The sequence below is a fragment of the Haloglomus halophilum genome (genome assembly GCF_024298885.1).
Lineage (GTDB): Archaea > Halobacteriota > Halobacteria > Halobacteriales > Haloarculaceae > Haloglomus > Haloglomus halophilum.
The window spans coordinates 4,132,725-4,151,126 of record NZ_CP101166.1; the positions used below are offsets into that span (position 1 = coordinate 4,132,725).

Consider the following 18,402-nt stretch of genomic DNA (forward strand, 5'->3'; position numbering starts at 1 on the left):
GTATGGCCCAGTTCGACAAAGCGGAGGACCGCATGCTGAAGAAGATGATCTGTATGCGCTGTAACGCCCGGAACCCCGAGCGGGCCGACAGCTGTCGGAAGTGCGGCTACAAGAACCTCCGGCCGAAGGCGACCGAGCGGCGCGCGGCCTGAATCGCCGGCCGCACCGCCCGGGATTCGGTTCTCCCGCTCTCGACAGGGATAGCCCGACCACCGTCGAGGTGATGGTGGGCCACCGTACCATCGATGACGCCGAGCTGCAGGTGTCTCACGCGCCGTGGCGGGGCTCACCCGTCGGGGTACTTCGGCTCGCGCTGTTCGGCGCGTTCGAGGGCCGTCTCGACCACGTCCCGTACGTCGCCGTGGAAGACGCCGCCGTGGCCGGCGTACATGTGCTCGACGCCCTCGGGCAGTCGGTCGAGGAGGTCGCGGATGGACTCGATGAGTCGCTCGCGGGACTGGCCGGCCATGTCCGTGCGGCCGAAGGAGCCGTAGTCGAAGGCGCCGTCGTCGTGGACCACCACGTCACCGGAGTAGAGGCTCGTGGGCGAGACGAAGGAGACGTGGTCGTCGGCGTGGCCGGGCGTGTAGACCACGTCGCAGTCCTCGTCACCGACCTGCACCGTGCCACCGTCCTCGATGGCGTGGGTTCGGCACGAGTGGTCGGCGTAGGCGTACACGTCCGGGTCGAAGGCGTCGCAGACGGCGTCCAGCTGTGCGACGTGGTCGCCGTGCTGGTGGGTCATCACGACCCGGTCGATGTCGCCGACGTGCTCGCGGACGGCGTCGACGATGCCGTCCCAGGCGCCCGCGTCCACGAGCGTCGTGACCTCGCCCGGCACCAGATACGCGTTGCAGGTGAAGGTTTCCGCCGCGTCCGTGACGCAGACGACATCGGTGTCACTCATGGCCGTATCTGCACCCGGCGCCCGCAAAGTCGTTTGCCCCGGTGGCGCTCGGGCAGTGCCACCGAGCCCCGACCAGAGGCCCCCCGAGCAGGCCCTTTATCCGGCCGCCGCGCCCCAGTAGAGGCGTGAGCAGTGCAGCCGAGGAGTCGACGGCGGAGTTCCCCGAGGACGCCGAGAGCGACGCCCTCGACCCGGCCCTCCCGGAGCCGGAACTCGTCGGGGGGGTCACGGACGAGCGGCTCCCGCTCCGCGTCCGGCTCCGGTCGCTGTACCGGTTCTTCGTCGTCATCGGCGCCTTCCTGCCGTTCGCCGTCGCCTTCCTGCGCGACCGGCGGCGGTGGCTGCTGTTCGGTGACGGCCGCGAGCCGACCGACGACGACGACCGGCGCCGGGCACGCAAGCTCCGCGAGACGCTGCTGGAGCTGGGCCCGGCGTTCATCAAGTTCGGGCAGATGCTGTCGACGCGGCCGGACGTCCTCCCGCCGGCGTACGTCGAGGAGCTGTCGGCGCTCCAGGACCGGGTGCCCGCGGCCCCCTGGTCCGAGGCCCGTGAGGTGCTGGAGGGTGAACTCGGGCCCGTGGACGAGGTGTTCGCCGAGTTCGAGCGCGAGCCCATCAGCGGCGCGAGTATCGGGCAGGTGTACGTCGCACGACTGGACCCCGATAGCGTCGGGGGCGAGTCGCCCACGGACGTGGCCGTGAAGGTGCTCCGGCCGGGCGTCCGGCCGCGCGTCGAGGCCGACCTGCGGGTCATCCGGACGCTGCTGCCGTTCGTGACGCGGCTCGCGCCGCCCGGGCAGCGCTTCACGCTGGAGAACCTCGCCGACGAGTACGCCGCCACCATCCGCCAGGAGATGGATTACGCCCACGAGGCCCGCCGGCAGGAGCTGGTCCGGGCGAACTTCGCCGACGATACGGGGGTTCGTATCCCCCCGGTCGTCGCCGAGTTGACGACCGACCGCGTCATCGTCTCGGAGTACGTCGAGGGGACGAAGATATCGAACGTCTCGACGCTCCGGTCGATGGGTGTCGATACGACCGACCTCGCGGACCGACTCCTCCGGGCGTACATCCGGATGATAATCGAGGACGGCGTCTTCCACGCCGACCCCCACCCCGGCAACCTCGCCGTCCAGTCCGACGGGACCATCGTCTTCTACGACTTCGGGCTGACGGGGACGCTGAGCGAGCGCCGGCGCGACGAGCTGTTCGAGTTCTACGTCGCCGTCGCGAGCGAGGACATCGAGGGCGTACTGGACGCGTTCGAGGGGATGGGCGCGCTGGACCCGGACGCCGACCGCGAGTTCATGCGCGCCGGGATGGAGCTCGCGTTCGACAACCTGCGGGGTGGCGAGGTCGACGTGAGCGAGGTGCGCGAACTCGTCGAGGGGTTCCAGGGGACGCTCCGGGAGTTCCCGATGCGGCTCCCACGGGACCTCGCACTCATGGTCCGGACCTCGACCATCCTCGAGGGGGTGTGCTACACGCTCGACGACGAGTTCGACTTCGTCGCGGTCGTGACCGACTACGTCCGGAAGGAGCAGGGACAGGAGTCGGCCCGGCGCCTCCTCGAGGCGGGCATCGACGAGGCGGCCAGGGTCGGGCTCGCGGTCTTCCGGGCACCGACAGGTGCGGAACGAGCCCTCGACCGGGTCGTCCGCGGGAACGTCGAACTCCGGGCGACCGTCCGCGACGATGGGCGAGTTGTCACGCGATTCACCCGCCGGGTCGTGGTGGGGGGGCTCGCGACCGCCGGCATCGTGATGACGACGCTCGCCTACGGCTTCCGGGCGACGGTGGGGACCGAGGTCGTCCTGCTGTCAGCTGCCGGGACCGTCGGGCTACTGGGACTGACGGCGCTGTCCTTCCGCCGCGACCGGGGCATCAGCGCGACCCCGCAGTTCACGCGGCAGAACATGCGCGAGCGCCAGCGCGGCGAGGAGTGAGGTCGGGGCGGCCGGCTGGCGTCGGCCCCGTCGTGTACCTGCGGCGAAACGGTTTTCCTGCGAACGACACAACGGTCGTCCATGAGTGGGAACGAAGAGGAGATCGACGAACTGCGACAGAAGAAGATGGAGGAGCTGAAGCAGCGCCAGCAGGAGGGCGGCGCTCCGGACGGGGAGGCCGCGGAGGCCCAGCGCGAGCAGGCAGAGGCCCAGAAGAAGGCGATGCTCCGGAAGGCGCTGGACGACGGCGCGCGCAAGCGGCTCAACACCATCCGGATGAGCAAGCCGGAGTTCGCCGAGAAGGTCGAACAGCAGGTCATCGCGCTCCACCGCTCGGGCCGGCTCCAGGGCCGTATCGACGAGGAGCAGATGAAGGAGCTCCTGCAGGAGCTCAAGCCGGAGGAGCAGAGCTTCGACATCAAGCGCCGGTAACGTGGCCCCGACCGAGACGGCGTCGGCCGCCCAGCCGCCAGCGTGGGTCCTGTTCAGCGGCGGCAAGGACTCCGCGCTCGCCGCACTCTGCCTCGAGCCGTTCTACGACGTGACGCTCGTCACCGTCGGGTTCGGGGTCGACGCGGCGCCCGAGCCCGGCTGGGGAATCGCCCGTGCGACGTACCACGCCCGCGAGGCCGCCGAGGCCATCGGCCTCCCGCACCGCGTGGTGTCGCTCCCGGAGTCGGTCGCCCACGAGGCCGCCGAGCGGACGCTGGCCGACGGCTACCCCCGGGAGGCCATCCAGTCGGTCCACGAGCAGGCACTGGAGACGGTCGCGGCGGCGGCGGCCGCCGAAGCGGGCGGCGACACGCCCCCGGCTATCGCCGACGGCACCCGCCGCGACGACCGGGTTCCCCGGCTGGACCGACCGGCGATACAGAGCCTGGAGGACCGCCACGGCGTGGACTACCTCGTTCCGTTGCGCGGCTTCGGCCGGGGCGCGGTCGACCGGCTCGCCCGCGACCGTCTCGAGGTCGCCATCGGTCCCAGCGACGAGCTGGCCAAGGCCGACTACGAAGCGGCCATCCGGACGCTCATCCGCCGCGAGCACGGCCACGACCGCGTCGACGAGCTGTTCCCCGACCACGTCCAGTCGCGGGTCGTCGGGCGGACCGACGGGTCGGTCCCGGAGTCGGGGAACGGGCCGGGCGATGGGTCGGACGGCGAGCAGGCCGGCCGGTCGTAATCGCGGAAAACCTCTTGACGTGGGGGGGAGAAGGGGCGGTATGCGATTCCTCATCGTCGGCTACGGTCGGGTCGGACTGCGGACCGCGCAGATTCTCGCCTCCGAGGGCCACGAGGTCACCATCGTCGAACAGGACGCCGAGAAGGTCGCGAAGGCGTCCGATGATGGGTTCCAGGCCCACCAGGGTGACGGCCAGGACGAGCGCCTGCTGGAGCAGGCCGGCATCGCCGACGTGGACGCGATCGCCGCGCTCACGGGCGACCTGAACGCCAACTTCGCCGCCTGCATGGCCGGCAAGGCTCACGACATCCGGACGGTCATGCGCATCGACGAGGACTACCGCGAGGAGATCTACGAGAAGTACGCCGCGGACGTCGACGAGATCGTCTACCCCGAGCGCCTCGGGGCGGCGGGCGCGAAGACGGCGCTGCTGGGCGGCGACCTGAACGTTCTCGCGGACCTCACCGAGACGCTGACGGCGGCGACCGTCGACGTCCCGGCCGACTCACCGCTCATCGGGAGCCGGGTCGTCGAGGTCGACTTCCCGGCGGGTTCGCGGGTGTACGCCCACGGCCGGGTGAACGAGCCGCTGAACATCCCGCTGCCGCAGGCGACCATCGAGGCCGGCGACCGGCTGGCAGTCATCGCTGACGGGAGTTCGCTCGGCGATGTCCGGGCGATGGTCCGGGGCGACGACCCGGACGCCGACGCGGAAGCCGGCGCCTGAGCGGGCGATTCCGGCGGTCAGTTCTCGGGGGCGACGGACCGGCGAGCGACCGCTGTCGAGAGCCATAGCTCCGAGTCGAGGGCGCAGGAGACAGAGAGTGTATGTGGCCTCTGCATCCCCGGAAAGGAGATAGGTCCGGGCGCGCGGTGGGGAGGATGGGGATGTGTTGAGGCCGTCAGTGCGCGCCCACCGATAGCCATCCCCGGGAGGGACATAAATCCGCGTCAGACAGTCGTGTGACCGGCGCAATTCGTCGGACGCCCGTCGTGCCCGCGTCTTGCGGTTTCGGGCGAAGGACGCCGGCCGACCGGCCGCCGTCACCGGATCGTGCTGGTATATAAATCAGCCGCCGCCCGGCAGCGGGCAGAGGCTGGCCGTGAGGACGGCGACGTCCTCGCTGTCGTTGTGCGCGCCGTGGACGACCCCCCGCTCGTTGAGAACGACCCCCGGCGCGGTGACCCGCTCCTCCTCGTCGTCGCGGACGACAGTGACGGTCCCCTCGAGCACGTGGAAGACGTTGGTAGCGTCGCCGTGTTCGTGGGGTTCGACGCGGGCACCGGCGCCGAGCGCGAACGCCTTCACGAGCACGTCGTCGGTGACGACGAGCTCCGCGGTCTGGACCTCTCCTTCCTCCGGGTCGAGCGCGGCCGCCTCGGGGTAGCAATCGAGCATACCGGATTCACGACCGGGCGGAACTTAGTCCCACGCGCCGGCGCCGCCCCGGTATGCCGCCGGGAATGGTTCGCGTGGGCGACCGTCACTCGGCTCCGGAGAGGTGGTCCGTGGCATCGTCGACAGCGCTGTCGATGCGCTCCTCCTCGATTGGGACGACCGTCTCCTCCAGCAGGTCGCGCTTGAAGTAGAGGAGTTCGACGCTCACGACGGCGACCGCTACCACGAGCACCATCACGAACGTGTTCGGTTCGCGGGTGTAGAGGTTGTAGGCCATCAGCGGGAGGAACGCGGTCGCGCCGACGAAGCCGACGGCGGGCGGCACCGGATTGACGGCGTCGTGGTCGCGCTCCCGGAGACAGAGGAGGCTCATCGCCCCGAAGACGAGGATGAACGCCAGCGAGGCGAAGGAGGTGATGGCTCCGAGACTCCCGACGGCGGTGAACAGGGCCGTGACGCCGCCGATGACCAGCAGCGTCCGCTCGGGAATGCCGTCGGCGTCGGCGTCACCGATGTCGTCGGGCAGCAGGTCGTCGGCGAGCATCCCCTTCGCGAAGTGGGCCGCCGAGAACATGGTCGCGTTGATGGCGCTCCCGGTCGAGAACAGCGCCGAGAGGGCGAGCGCGACGCCGCCAGCCGTCGCGAAGCCGTAGGGTGACAGCATCGTCCGGGCTGCGTCCTTCAGGGCGACGTGGGGGTGTTGCTGGAGCGCCTGCGGCGCGAGGTTGACCGTCACGACGCCGACGAGAGCGTAGATGACGGCGGCGACCGGGATGGAGATGTAGACTGCCTTCCGGATGGTCGCCTCGGGGTCGGCGATGGACTCCTGGTCGTAGAACAGGAGCTGCCAGCCCTGGAACGCGACGAAGGAGATGGCCGCGGCCACGAGGGGACCGACCCCGACCAGCGAGCCGGTGCCGAAGCGGAGCCCGCCGCTCCCGGGGGCGAACCGGAACGCGTAGACGACCCCCAGGACGCCGAACGCGACGAGGATGAACACCTTGAGCGCGACGAGGACGTTCTCGGCGGTCCCCGTGGTCCGGGCGCCGGCGAGGTTGAGCGCGACGAACCCCGCGACGGCCAGCACGGAGATGGCCGGCCGGGCCGGGAGGCCGGCCACGGTCGCCGGGACGACCGCGAACGAGACGGTGAACTCGGCGAACGCGAAGGCGTACATCGCCATGGAGCCGATGTAGCCCACGAGAAGTGTCCAGCCGACCATCCCTGCGAGGTCCGGGTCCCCGGCGTAACACTGGACGAACGTGACCGAGCCGCCGCGGTTGTCGGTCATCCGGTCGAGCGTGATGTAGGAGTAGCCGGCACAGAGCGCGACGATGCCGGCCGCGACGAACGCGGCCCACGTCGCGTACTGCGTGATGCCGGCCACGACCCCCATGACGGCGTAGATGCCGCCGCCGATCATCCCCCCGAGCGCGATGGAGACCGACTCCGTCAGCCCGAGATTCTCGGCGGACATACTCGCCCGGCAGGTCCGCCGGAGAGACGGAAATATCTGGTGTAGTGGCCCGCTTTTAGAGATACCGAATAGTTTGGCACCATATCCACCTCGTTTCCAGAATCGTCGGACGGCGGCGGGGCAGTCACCTACCAGGACAGCCGGACCGTATCACGGGGCGCGAGGCCGAACGCCTCGTCGCCCCGGCCCTGGTTGACCGCGAACTCGACGTTGCCATGACTGCCGACGGTGACCAGTCGCTCGCCGGGGGCGCGCTCGGCGTAGGCCCGGACCACCGGCGCATCGAGGCCGTTCACCTCGATGCGGTCGCCGACGCGGTCGGCCAGGGTCTCCCCGGGGACGTTCGTCACGACGTTGCCGAAGTCGTCGACGACCATGACTTCGCCGTCGGCGCCCGTCTCGTCGAGCGACGGGTCCGGGAAGGAGACGGCCTCGTACTCGTCGGTCGGCGTGAGCCGGTCGGCCGCGCCGAGGTCGTCGACGCCGATCTCGTGGACCGCGGCGGCCGCGGGGGCGAACACGTCCCGGCCGTGGAACGTCCGGCTGGCAGGGTCACCGTAGGCGTAGTCGAACACCTCGACCTCGCCGTCACCACCGTTGCCGTCGGCCGCGTCCGAGGCCGTCGCGAGACGACGTGCTGCCGGGAGGAGGACACCGTTGTCCGGGCCGACGAGCGCGTGGTCGCCCGCGCGAACGACGAGCGCCCGGCGGTCCGTGCCGACACCCGGGTCCACGACGACGAGATGGACCGCCGGCGGGAACCAGGGGAGAACCTCCCGGAGCCAGAACGCCGCCGCACGCACGTCCTGCCGGGGGAACTCGTGACTGACATCCACGAGTCGGGGGTCGACGCGCTGCAGGATGACGCCCTTCATCGCCGCCGGGTACGGCGCCCCGAAGTCCGAACTCAGGGTTATCATGTCCGGGACTGGGACGGGCGACGACGTAATCGTGGGGGTCAGCCCGGGTCCCACCCGTGCGTTCCGCCGGTGTCGATGCCGGCGAAGGTTCGCCGACGGCCCCGGCCGTGGTCACGGTCCGCGGTCGAATCGGAGCGTGGACCGGACCCCCATCAGGATCCGGCCGAGCACGTTCCGGCCCAGTCCCGTCTCGATATCGGCGCCCCAGTACGTGTCGTCCCACGAGTTCAGTTCCACGATCGTCCGCTGTCCCGTCTCGAGCAGGTGCTCCCTGTAATCCGGGTGCTGCCCGAACTTCGCGGTCACCACCTCCAGCATCACGTACCGTTTCCGGTCCTCCCAGTCGTCCGGGAGTGCGACCCGTCGACCCAGGCGTTTGGCCTCGTCCGGGTCGGTCGCCGCCGCAATACGGTCGTAGATGTCGGGCTCGTTCCTCGCCTTGGCGGCCTGGTACGCGTGTTCCGCCGTCGCGAACTCCGTCCCGTCGTACCGCACGCCGATGGGAGCGAAGTTGGAGAGGAAGCGGGAGTCGCCCTCGAACGGCCCGACAACGTCCTGGGTCGGCCATCGAACGGTCGCCATAGGGGGGAACCGTGCCCGAACCAGTATGAAACGTCGGCCCGTTCCCCCGGTCGCCGACCGGGCCTCGTGGCACAGGGATTCCACTTCCACCGAGCCCACGACACGTTCTTACGGGGACCCGACCAACCCGCTCGCATGACGCGGCTGCTCCACACGGGGGACACCCATCTCGGCTACCGGCAGTACAACGAGCCGGCACGCCGGCAGGACTTCATGGCGGCCTTCCAGCAGGTCGTCCGGGACGCCATCGAGGCGGACGTGGACGCCGTCATCCACGCGGGCGACCTGTTCCACGACCGGCGACCTGAACTGGTGGACCTGATGGGCACCATCGCCGTCCTGCGCGACCTGGACGAGGCGGGCATCCCCTTCCTCGCCGTGGTCGGGAACCACGAGACGAAGCGCGACGCCCAGTGGCTCGACCTGTTCGCGTCGCTGGGCTACGCCGAGCGGCTGGGCGACCAGCCCCGGGTGGTGGGCGACGTGGCGGTGTACGGGCTGGATTTCGTCCCCCGGTCCCAGCGCGACGCTCTCGAGTACGAGTTCGCCGACCACGACGCCGCCCACGCGGCGCTGGTCACACACGGCCTGTTCCAGCCGTTCGACCACGGCGACTGGGACGCCCGCGAGGTGCTGGCCGAGGCCAGCGTCGACTTCGACGCGATGCTGCTCGGTGACAACCACAAACCCGGGCGAGAGCGGCTCGAACCGGACGACGGAGAGGAGGGTGGTACGGACGGCGGTGACGGCGTCGACGCGTGGGTCACCTACTGCGGGTCGACCGAGCGCGCGAGCGCGGACGAGCGCGAGGACCGCGGCTACAACCTCGTCAGCTTCGACGGCACGGGGGCCGACGGCGTCCACATCACCCGGCGCTCGCTGCCGACCCGGGAGTTCCGATTCATCGACGTCGAGTTGCAGGACGGCGAGGGTGTCGAGCGCGTGAACGAACAGGTGACCCAGTACGACCTGGACGACGCCGTCGCGGTCGTGACCATCACGGGGGCGGGCGAGCGGGTCGCCCCGGCGCAGGTCGAGGAGCGGATGAACGAGCAGGGCGCGCTCGTCGCCCGGGTGAACGACCGCCGGGAGTTCGACCGAGCGGGCGAGGAGGTCGAGGTGTCGTTCGCGGACCCCGACGAGGCCGTCCGCGAGCGCGTCCGTGAACTCGGACTGAGCAGCGCCGCCCGGACGCTGGACGAGACGGTCCGCGAGAGCAAGACGCCCGACTCCCGGGTCGCCGACGACGTGGAACAGCGGGTCCGCGACCTCGTCGACGAGGGGGAGGCGTCGGCGTTCCGGCCCGCGCCGGACGTCTCCGAGACGACGGCCGAGCAGACCGGAACCGCGGCCGAGAAACTGGCCGGCGACGGTGGCGACGCCGATGCCAATGGAGAGAGCGACAGCGACGCCAACGCCGACGCCAACGCCGACACCAAGACCAACGCCAACGGCGAGGGCGAGGCGGACAGTGCGACGGCGACAGCCGAGGCGGAGACCGAGGAGTCGGGTACCGACGGCCAGGGTTCGCTGGGTGATTTCGCGTGAGGTTCCGGCGTGTCGTCCTGGAGAACTTCAAGTGCTACGCCGACGCCGACCTCACGCTCGACCCCGGCGTGACCGTGGTCCACGGCGTGAACGGGAGCGGCAAGTCCTCGCTACTGGAGGCCTGCTTCTTCGCGCTGTACGGCCACCGGGCACTCGATGCGAATCTCGACGAGGTGGTCACGACCGGCGCCGAGGCGGCGAGGGTCGAACTCTGGTTCGCACACGGGGGCACCGACTACCACATCGAGCGCCGCGTCAAACTCCGCGGCGGTGGCGCCACCAACGACAAGTGCGTGCTGGAGACGCCCGAGGGGCCCATCGAGGGCGTGAAGGACGTTCGAGCGTACGTGACCGACCTCCTGCGGATGGACACGGACGCGTTCGTCAACTGCGCGTACGTCCGGCAGGGCGAGGTGAACAAGCTCATCAACGCCGACCCGTCGACCCGGCAGGACATGATCGACGACCTCCTCCAGCTCGGGACGCTGGAGGAGTACCGGGAGCGGGCCTCGGACGCCCGCGTGGGTGTCAAGCGCGTCCGCGACGGGAAACAGGAGCTGCTGGCGGAGAAGGAACGCGAGATCGAGGCCAAGGAGGAGAAGGGGCTCCACGAGCAGCTGAACGGGTTGCAAAGCGAGTTGAGCGAGGTTCGGAACGACATCGAGGAGAAAGAGCGTGGGCTGGAGAACGCCCGCGACACGAAGGCGCAGGCCGAGGAGATCCTGGAGAACCACGAGGCCAGGCGCGAGGAGATCGCGGAGCTCGCCGCAGAGATCGACGACCTCGAATCCGAGATCGCCGCGGGCGAGGGGGAACGCGAGGAGGCGGCCGAGCGCATCGCGGAGCTGACGACGGCCGCCGAGGAGCACCGCGAGACCGCGCGCGAGGCAGTCCGGGCGGCCGTCGAAACGGGCAACGGCGACGACAGCCCCGGTGTCGAGGTCGACGTGGGGCCCGCGGACCCCGATTCCGAGTCGCTCGACGCCGCAGTCGCGGCGCTCGAGACGCGCATCGAGGACGTGAACGACCGCATCCAGGAGCGACTGCTGGAGAAGCAGGAGTACGCGAGCGACGCCGAGACGGCTCGGGAGCGAGCCGAGGAACTCGCGACCGAGGCCGAGGAAAAGCGCGAGGAGGCCGACGAACTCGCGGCCGAACTGGAGGCGGCCCGCGAGACGGTCGCCCAGCAGCGTGAACAGCTCGCCGAACTGGACGAGCGAATCGCCGAACTGGAGGCCAGCTTCGAGGACGCTCCCTGCGACCCCGACGGTGCGGACGCGCTGGTCGAGCAGCGACGCGATGCGCTCGCGGAGGCGCGCGAGCAGGTCACGTCGCTGGAAGGCGACCTCGAGCACGCGCGCGAGCGGGTCACGGAGGCCGAGGAACTGCTTGCCGAGGGGAAGTGTCCCGAGTGTGGCCAGCCGGTCGAGGACTCCCCGCACGTCGAGCGCGTCGACGAGGACCGCGAACGCGTCGTGGAACTCGAGTCGGAACTCGAGTCGGCCCGCGAGACCGTCACGGAGCGGGAGGATGCGCTGGAGGCGGCCGAGGCGCTCGCCGAACGGGCCGACGAACTCGAGCAGGCCCAGGGCGAACGCGAGAGCGCCCGGGAACTCCTCGCGGAGCGCGAGCAGGGGCTCGACGACGACGAAGAGCGGGTCGACGACCTGCGCGAGCAGGCCGCGGAACTGGACGAGGCAGCCGAGACGAAGCGCGAGGCCGCAGAGGCCGCAGAGGAGCAGGCCGAGGCCGCGAAGGGCGCTATCGGGCAGTTGAACGGCGAGAAGGCGACGCTGAAACAGCGCCGCGGCCTGCTGGACGAGGCAGCCGACGCGCTCGATGGGGCCGACGAGGTCGAGACCGAGATCGAGCGCCTCCGCGAGCGCCGCGAGTCGCTCGCCAGCGAGAACGAACTCCGGCGCGAGTCGCTCGCAGACAAGCGTGACCGGAAGGCCGAACTCGAGGCGGAGTTCGACGAGGACCGCGTCGAACACGCCGAAGGGGAACTCGAACGTGCCGAGCAGTACATCGAGCAGGCCAGCGGCAAGCTGGAGGCCCTGCGGGAGCGCCGCGACGACCTGCAGGGCGCCATCGGCGCGACGGAGAACGAGATCGAGGCGCTGGAGGACCTGCGCGAGCGCCGTGACGACCTCGCCGAGACGGTCGAGAACCTCGGCTCGCTGTACCAGGAGGCCGAACGGCTGGAGTCGATGTACGCCGACCTGCGGGCCGAACTCCGCCAGCAGAACGTCGAGAAGCTGGAACGGCTGCTCAACGAGACGTTCGACCTGGTGTACACGAACGACGCCTACTCGCACATCGAACTGGACGGCTCGTACGAGCTGACCGTCTTCCAGAAGGACGACGAGCCGCTGGAACCCGAGCAGCTCTCGGGCGGCGAGCGGGCGCTGTTCAACCTCTCGTTGCGGTGTGCCATCTATCGGCTGCTCGCCGAGGGTATCGAGGGAACCGCGCCGATGCCGCCGCTCATCCTCGACGAGCCGACCGTGTTCCTCGATTCGGGCCACGTCTCGAAGCTGGTCGACCTGGTCGAGTCGATGCGTGACCTCGGCGTCGAGCAGATTCTCGTCGTGAGCCACGACGAGGAACTCGTCGGCGCGGCCGACGACCTCGTGCGCGTGGCGAAGGACCCGACCAGCAACCGCTCGCGGGTCGAGCGAACGAACGCCGTCGAGCCGGGCGCGCTGGAGTCGGAAGCCGTGGAAGGCGACGACTGACGTTCAGGATGTCGAGTTTGCAGGATAGACCCGAAATTGCCGGTTTCTCTCGAAATTTTCCTTCCGTAGCGTGGGATATCTCGATAACTGATTACTCCCTCGCCTCGTCCTCTCGAAGCAGGTCGAGGCCCTCGCTCGCGACATCGGTGGTCTCGTAGCCGCGCTCGCCCAGGACGTCCGCCTCGACGACGAGGCCAGCGGCGCGGAACTCCCCGAGGAGGCCGTGGAGGTCGGACTCGCAGAGGTCCGTTCGGTCGAGGAGGGTCCGAACGTCCGTCGGCCCGCGGTCCTCCAGCGTGAGCAGGAGGCCCAGCGCGCGGTCGTTGTGGACGGCGCGCAGGACCCGGCGGACCGGCGCGGGGACCGCCTCGGCCGCGAGTTCGAGCCCGGACGCCTCGACGGAGCTGAGCTCCTCGTTCGGCAGGTACGCCTCGCTGCCGGTGGTCGGGTCGCGGACGAGGCTGGACTCCCCGGAGCGTTTCACGAGGAGGTAGCGACGGCCATCGGTGTCCTCGACGGGCTGCACGAGGCCCCGTAGCAGTTGGACAGGCGTGAGGATTGCGGTGCCGCTGGCGTCCCCGGCGGTCGCCTCAGTCGTCGGCGGGCGGGCGACCCTCGGCGTCCGTGTCGGCGTCGCCCTCATCGGCCTCGGCATCGTCGCCGTAGTCGGTCGACTGGACCTCCCGGTACTTCCAGCCGGCGTAGGCGAGTGCGGCGATGCCGAGCAGGAAGACGGCGCCGCCGTTGCGGAGTTCGCCGCGGAAGACGACGAGCATCAGTCCGAGGCTCGCGGCGAACAGGCCGAGATTGATGGTGGCGACGAGGCCCCAGAACGCACGGAACAGCCCCTCCGGAACCTTGCTCTCGTCGGGGATGTCCGGCGCGAGGTCGGCCTCCGGGTCCGGTTCGGGGGCCTCTGCCTCGGGGTCGAACCGGTCGAGGTACTTCTTCCCGGGGTTGGTGGGCTCGTCGGGTTCGTCCGGCCACGGGTCGCCATCGCTCACGCGTCGGTCGAGGAGGTGTGGCCGCAAAAGCGTTTCTCGGCGCGGTTCAGGCCATCTCCTGCACCTGGCAGGCGTTGTCGGCCTGGATCCACGCGAGCGGGTTCTCGGCGTCGTAGAGCACCACGCCCGAGTCCGTCTCGTAGGCCTCTGTCGTGGCGACAGCGTCGGCCTCGCTCTCGGGGCTATCCCACTCCGCATCGACATCGGCGTCGGGGTCAGGCATGGTGGTTCTACCCAGACGTGGGAAGTATTGACACACATATATCCCTTGTGGGCATTATCGGACTCAGAACCCGGCCTCGGCCCGCCGGCGGACGAGGGTCCGTGCCCGGACGGAGCGGGACGCCCCGGAACAACGCCCGGGTCGAGGACCCGACTCGACCCGGCGCCGGCGCCCGATACGTGCCTTTTTCACCCCGTACGCCGGAACGCCGACAATGGCCGAGGACTCCCAGCAATCGCTGACCGACTTCGGGAGCGCCGGTGCGGACGAGGACGGGGACGACGGCGAGGGACCAGGGCGCGAGACCGAGGCGGAGATCGCCGAGGCGGTCGCCGGGAACGGCGGCAACGGCGACAGCACGGCGGTCGTCGACATGGCCGAGCGGCGCTACCCCGACGCCGACGGCACGACCACGCTCGCGGTGACACAGGTCGACTACACCATCGAGGGCCGTGGCGACGAGGAGCGGCCCGTGCTCCACGTGTTCGGGCGGAACGCGGACCGCGAACCGGTCCACGTCCGGGTTCACGAGTTCGAGCCGTACTTCTACGCGCCGCTGTCGAACTTCGTGACCGACGCCGCGGCCGCCGAGAAGGACCCGGCGGAGTGGACCGAGGACGACCTCGACCCGATGCAGGACCCCGAGCAGCAGTTCGACCGGCTGACGGGGCGCTACCTCACCGGCGCGGACGGCGAGCCGTTCGAGAGCATCCGGGGCGAGCGCCTGCTGAAGATAACCGGGCAGACCCCCCGGGATGTGGGGCAACTTCGCGACCGCTTCGACCATTACGAGGCGGACATCCTCTTCCCGAACCGGCTGCTCATCGACCGGGACATCCGGTCGGGTGTTCGCGTGCCGGTGCGTCGCGAGGACGACGGCGACGGGAACGAGGACGGCGACAGCGACGGCGGCGCGCCTATCGACGTCCACCACGCCGAACTCGAACCCGTCGAGATGGACGTCGAGCCGCGCGTCTGCACATTCGACATCGAGGTCGACGACCGCCGGGGCTTTCCCGAGGATGGGGAGGAACCCATCGTCTGTCTCACCTCGCACGACTCCTACGACGACGAGTACGTCGTCTGGCTCTACACCGCGCCCGACGGCATCGAGGGCCCGGACGGATTGCCGGGCTACGAGCCCATCGAGGACGACCTCGAGGTCGAGGTCCGGTCGTTCGAGCGCGAGGAGGCGATGCTGAGCGAGTTCGTCGACTACATCCGGGAGACAGACCCCGACGTGCTGACGGGCTGGAACTTCACGGACTTCGACGCCCCCTACCTGCTGGACCGAATCGAGGAACTCGCGACGCCCGAAAACGACCTCGCCATCGACCCGACCTCGCGCGTGAACGAGGTCTGGCGCTCGGACTGGCAGGGGCCGAACGTGAAGGGGCGCGTCGTCTTCGACCTGCTGTACGCCTACAAGCGCACGCAGTTCACGGAACTCGACAGCTACCGGCTGGACGCGGTCGGCGAGACGGAACTCGACGTGGGGAAGGAGCGCTACCCCGGCGACATCGGCGACCTCTGGGAGGACGACCCCGAGCGCCTGCTGGAGTACAACCTCCGCGACGTCGAGCTGTGTGTCGAACTGGACCGCAAGCAGGAGATCGTCCCGTTCTGGCAGGAGGTCGCCTCCTTCGTCGGCTGCAAGCTGGAGGACGCCACCACGCCCGGCGACGCCGTGGACATGTACATCCTCCACGAGGTGTTCGGGAACTTCGTCCTCCCCTCGAAAGGGAGCGTCGAGGCCGAGGACTACGAGGGCGGTGCCGTCTTCGATCCCATCACGGGCGTCAAGGAGAACGTCTCGGTGCTGGACCTCAAATCGCTCTACCCGATGTCGATGGTGACCATCAACGCGTCGCCGGAGACGAAGGTCGGCGATGACTACGACGGGGAGACCTACCACGCCCCCAACGGGACGCAGTTCCGCAAGGAGCCGGACGGCATCATCCGGACGATGGTCGACGACCTGCTGACCGAGCGCGAGGAGAAGAAGGGCCTCCGCAACGACCACGAACCCGGAACGGACCCGTACGAGCAGTACGACCGGCAGCAGCAAGCTGTCAAGGTTATTATGAACTGCTTCACTCCAGATACCGAGGTGCTGACGCCGGCAGGCGTTCGGAACATCCGCGACCTCGACGTGGGTGACGAAGTGTACTCGCTCGACCCGGAGACGATGCAGATGGAAGTGAAGCCGGTCATCGAGACGCAAGGGTATCCCGACTACCGTGGGGAGCTGGTGGACATCGAGACCAGCAAGGTCGACTTCAGTGTGACGCCGAACCACCGGATGCTGGTCCGAAAGGACGACACGAACGGTGTGTCCTGGGACGACTACCGATTCGTCGAGGCCGGTGACCTGAACGAATCGTCGCACTACGAGTTGCCACACGACTGGGAAGGGCCGGACGGGTCGCGTCTGGAGCAGGTCGACCTCATCGAGTGGCTCGACGGCGAGTTCGAAATCTGGGCTGATAACGACGTTCACGGCCATACCCTCGCTGCGGAGGTCGGCTGGTATCCGGACAAGATGGAGAAGCAAGGCGAGGATGGAACGGGGTACGTGTTCACCGCCGAGGAGTTCGAGGAACACCGCGAGTACCTCGACGAACACTGCTCCACCTTCTACGTTCACGCCGAGCGTGGTCGGAAGTGGATTCCGCGGTACTACGACGGGGACGACTTCCTGGAGTTGCTGGCCTGGTACATCACGGAGGGGAACGTCTACGCGTCCGAGGACAAGCAGTTCGGGGAGAACTTCCGCGGGAGCGCAACGACGGTTCAGATCGCACAGGAGGCGGTTGCCGACGGTGGCACCAGTGAGAGTGACCACGCCGCGATCGGCGGTCTGCTCGACCGGATGGGTTTCGACTACTACGTCGACGACAGGAGCTACCAGTTCACGTCGAAGCTCCTCGGTGAGTGGCTGGAGGAGACGTGTGGCGGGGATAGCTTCGAGAAGCGGATTCCGGCGTTCGTCTTCGAGGCGAGTCGGGAACAGAAAGAGCGGTTCCTGAACACGCTCATCGCTGGCGACGGCGACAGGCAGCCGAACAGCTGGCGGTACACCACATCGAGCGAATCACTCCGGGACGATGTCTTGCGTCTCTGCGTTCATCTGGGGCTCACGCCGAGCGTCAACCACGATAGCGGCTCCTGGCGTATCTACTGCACCGAGGACGGCAAGAACAGCTTCCGCATGCACCGGTCGGGGGGGAGCAGTACCGCCGACAGCGGCGTCTACTGTGTCACCGTCGAGGACAACCACACCCTCATGGCCGGCCGGAACGGCAAGTTCCAGTTCGTTGGGCAATCACTCTACGGCGTCCTGGGCTGGGACCGCTTCCGACTCTACGACAAGGAGATGGGGGCGGCGGTGACTGCTACGGGCCGAGAAGTTATCGAATATACGAGCGATATCGTTGAAGAGAACGACCAGGAGATAGTTTACGGGGACACAGACAGCGTGATGGTCGAGTTCGGTGGTGGGATAGACAAGGAGACCGCCATCGAGCGGTCGTTCGAACTGGAGGAACAGATCAACGACTCGTACGACGAGTTCGCGATGGAACAGCTCGACGCCGCCCACCACCGCTTCCAGATCGAGTTCGAGAAGCTCTACCGACGGTTCTTCCAGGCGGGCAAGAAGAAGCGCTACGCCGGCCACATCGTCTGGAAGGAGGGCAAGGACGTCGACGACATCGACATCACGGGCTTCGAGTACAAGCGCTCGGACATCGCGCCCGTCACCAAGCGCGTCCAGCACCGCGTCATCGAGATGATCGTCACGGGCGCGGACCTGGAGGACGTGCGGACGTACGTCCACGAGGAGATCGAGTCGTTCAAAGAGGAGAACGCGGACCTGGACGACATCGGCATCCCCGGCGGCATCGGGAAGAAGCTGGACGCGTACGACACCGCCACCGCACAGGTCCGCGGAGCGAAGTACGCCAACCTGCTGCTCGGGACGAACTTCGGGCGCGGGTCGAAGCCCATGCGACTCTATCTGGAGAACGTGGACGCCTCGTTCTTCGAGCGTATCGAGGAGGAGGAGGGGCTGGACCCGCACGCCGACCCGCTGTACGGCGAATTCAAGCGCGACCCGGACGTCATCTGCTTCGAGTTCGCCGACCAGGTGCCCGAGGAGTTCCACGTCGACTACGAGAAGATGTTGGAGAAGACGCTGAAAGGTCCCATCGCGCGCATCCTGGAGGCACTGGGCGTCTCCTGGCAGGAGGTCGAAAGTGGGCAGGAGCAGACCGGCCTCGGGTCGTTCATGTAACCGAATAATACTGAACACTTCTCGAATATGGTCTCCGTATAGCATTGGTGATATATATTGTCCGCATATACCGCCCCTTCGGAGAGAGTTCCACCGAGTACGGTTCCCTCCGGCCAGTCCCGGCCGTGTGATACCGGTTTTCATAGACGGAAGATTTCGTTTTCGAATCGCGAACACTGACGTG

Annotated in this window: 16 protein-coding genes; 8 read left to right on the forward strand and 8 right to left on the reverse strand. The window is 68.6% G+C overall.

Going from position 1 to position 18,402, the window contains the following annotated elements:
• The first annotated feature begins 2 nt into the window (after positions 1-2).
• A complete protein-coding gene (locus NL114_RS20110; protein WP_254822701.1) occupies positions 3-152 on the forward strand; it encodes a 50S ribosomal protein L40e in 150 nt (49 codons plus the stop codon).
• Between the two features lie 134 nt (positions 153-286).
• On the opposite strand, the gene NL114_RS20115 is transcribed toward NL114_RS20110, so the two are convergent.
• Positions 287-907, reverse strand: coding sequence for an MBL fold metallo-hydrolase (locus tag NL114_RS20115; RefSeq protein WP_254822702.1), 621 nt, complete (start codon positions 905-907; stop codon positions 287-289).
• Between the two features lie 125 nt (positions 908-1,032).
• Between NL114_RS20115 and NL114_RS20120 the strand changes: the two genes are divergently transcribed.
• From NL114_RS20120 to NL114_RS20135, 4 genes are all read left to right on the forward strand, one after another.
• Positions 1,033-2,853 (forward strand): ABC1 kinase family protein, encoded by a 1,821-nt coding sequence (locus tag NL114_RS20120; RefSeq protein WP_254822703.1) that lies wholly within the window; start codon positions 1,033-1,035, stop codon positions 2,851-2,853.
• A gap of 81 nt (positions 2,854-2,934) precedes the next feature.
• On the forward strand, positions 2,935-3,285 hold the full coding sequence (locus NL114_RS20125; protein ID WP_254822704.1) for a DNA-binding protein: 351 nt from the start codon (positions 2,935-2,937) through the stop codon (positions 3,283-3,285).
• Between the two features lies 1 nt (position 3,286).
• Positions 3,287-4,033 (forward strand): DUF7411 family protein, encoded by a 747-nt coding sequence (locus NL114_RS20130; RefSeq protein WP_254822705.1) that lies wholly within the window; start codon positions 3,287-3,289, stop codon positions 4,031-4,033.
• 40 nt (positions 4,034-4,073) lie between these two features.
• Positions 4,074-4,760: a potassium channel family protein gene (locus NL114_RS20135; RefSeq protein ID WP_254822706.1), complete on the forward strand. Its 687-nt coding sequence runs from the start codon at positions 4,074-4,076 to the stop codon at positions 4,758-4,760.
• Between the two features lie 342 nt (positions 4,761-5,102).
• Here NL114_RS20135 and NL114_RS20140 read toward each other — a convergent pair whose 3' ends face one another.
• The 4 genes from NL114_RS20140 to ybiA all read right to left on the reverse strand — a co-directional run bounded on the left by NL114_RS20140 (position 5,103) and on the right by ybiA (position 8,411).
• A complete protein-coding gene (locus NL114_RS20140; RefSeq protein ID WP_254822707.1) occupies positions 5,103-5,432 on the reverse strand; it encodes a cupin domain-containing protein in 330 nt (109 codons plus the stop codon).
• 85 nt (positions 5,433-5,517) lie between these two features.
• The gene (locus NL114_RS20145; protein WP_254822708.1) at positions 5,518-6,909 is read right to left on the reverse strand and encodes an APC family permease; all 1,392 of its coding nucleotides are present in this window, start codon (positions 6,907-6,909) and stop codon (positions 5,518-5,520) included.
• A 128-nt stretch (positions 6,910-7,037) separates the two neighbouring features.
• Positions 7,038-7,829 (reverse strand): SAM hydrolase/SAM-dependent halogenase family protein, encoded by a 792-nt coding sequence (locus NL114_RS20150; RefSeq protein ID WP_254822709.1) that lies wholly within the window; start codon positions 7,827-7,829, stop codon positions 7,038-7,040.
• 111 nt (positions 7,830-7,940) lie between these two features.
• Entirely contained in the window at positions 7,941-8,411 is a 471-nt protein-coding gene (gene ybiA, locus NL114_RS20155; protein ID WP_254822710.1) for a riboflavin biosynthesis intermediates N-glycosidase, read from the reverse strand.
• Between the two features lie 135 nt (positions 8,412-8,546).
• Here ybiA and mre11 point away from each other — a divergent pair, with 135 nt between their 5' ends.
• Both mre11 and rad50 read left to right on the forward strand, forming a co-directional pair.
• A complete protein-coding gene (mre11, locus tag NL114_RS20160; protein WP_254822711.1) occupies positions 8,547-9,959 on the forward strand; it encodes a DNA double-strand break repair protein Mre11 in 1,413 nt (470 codons plus the stop codon).
• Positions 9,956-12,697, forward strand: a complete 2,742-nt coding sequence (gene rad50, locus NL114_RS20165; protein WP_254822712.1) for a DNA double-strand break repair ATPase Rad50 — start codon at positions 9,956-9,958, stop codon at positions 12,695-12,697. The genes mre11 and rad50 overlap by 4 nt, the downstream gene beginning before the upstream one ends.
• A 91-nt stretch (positions 12,698-12,788) precedes the next feature.
• On the opposite strand, the gene NL114_RS20170 is transcribed toward rad50, so the two are convergent.
• The 3 genes from NL114_RS20170 to NL114_RS20180 form a co-directional block, all read right to left on the reverse strand.
• On the reverse strand, positions 12,789-13,223 hold the full coding sequence (locus NL114_RS20170) for a DUF7346 family protein (RefSeq protein ID WP_254822713.1): 435 nt from the start codon (positions 13,221-13,223) through the stop codon (positions 12,789-12,791).
• 64 nt (positions 13,224-13,287) lie between these two features.
• On the reverse strand, positions 13,288-13,701 hold the full coding sequence (locus tag NL114_RS20175; RefSeq protein ID WP_254822714.1) for a DUF7322 domain-containing protein: 414 nt from the start codon (positions 13,699-13,701) through the stop codon (positions 13,288-13,290).
• A 46-nt stretch (positions 13,702-13,747) separates the two neighbouring features.
• The gene (locus NL114_RS20180) at positions 13,748-13,924 is read right to left on the reverse strand and encodes a DUF7331 family protein (RefSeq protein ID WP_254822715.1); all 177 of its coding nucleotides are present in this window, start codon (positions 13,922-13,924) and stop codon (positions 13,748-13,750) included.
• 214 nt (positions 13,925-14,138) lie between these two features.
• Here NL114_RS20180 and NL114_RS20185 point away from each other — a divergent pair, with 214 nt between their 5' ends.
• On the forward strand, positions 14,139-18,218 hold the full coding sequence (locus tag NL114_RS20185; RefSeq protein ID WP_254822716.1) for a DNA polymerase domain-containing protein: 4,080 nt from the start codon (positions 14,139-14,141) through the stop codon (positions 18,216-18,218).
• Positions 18,219-18,402 lie beyond the last annotated feature (184 nt).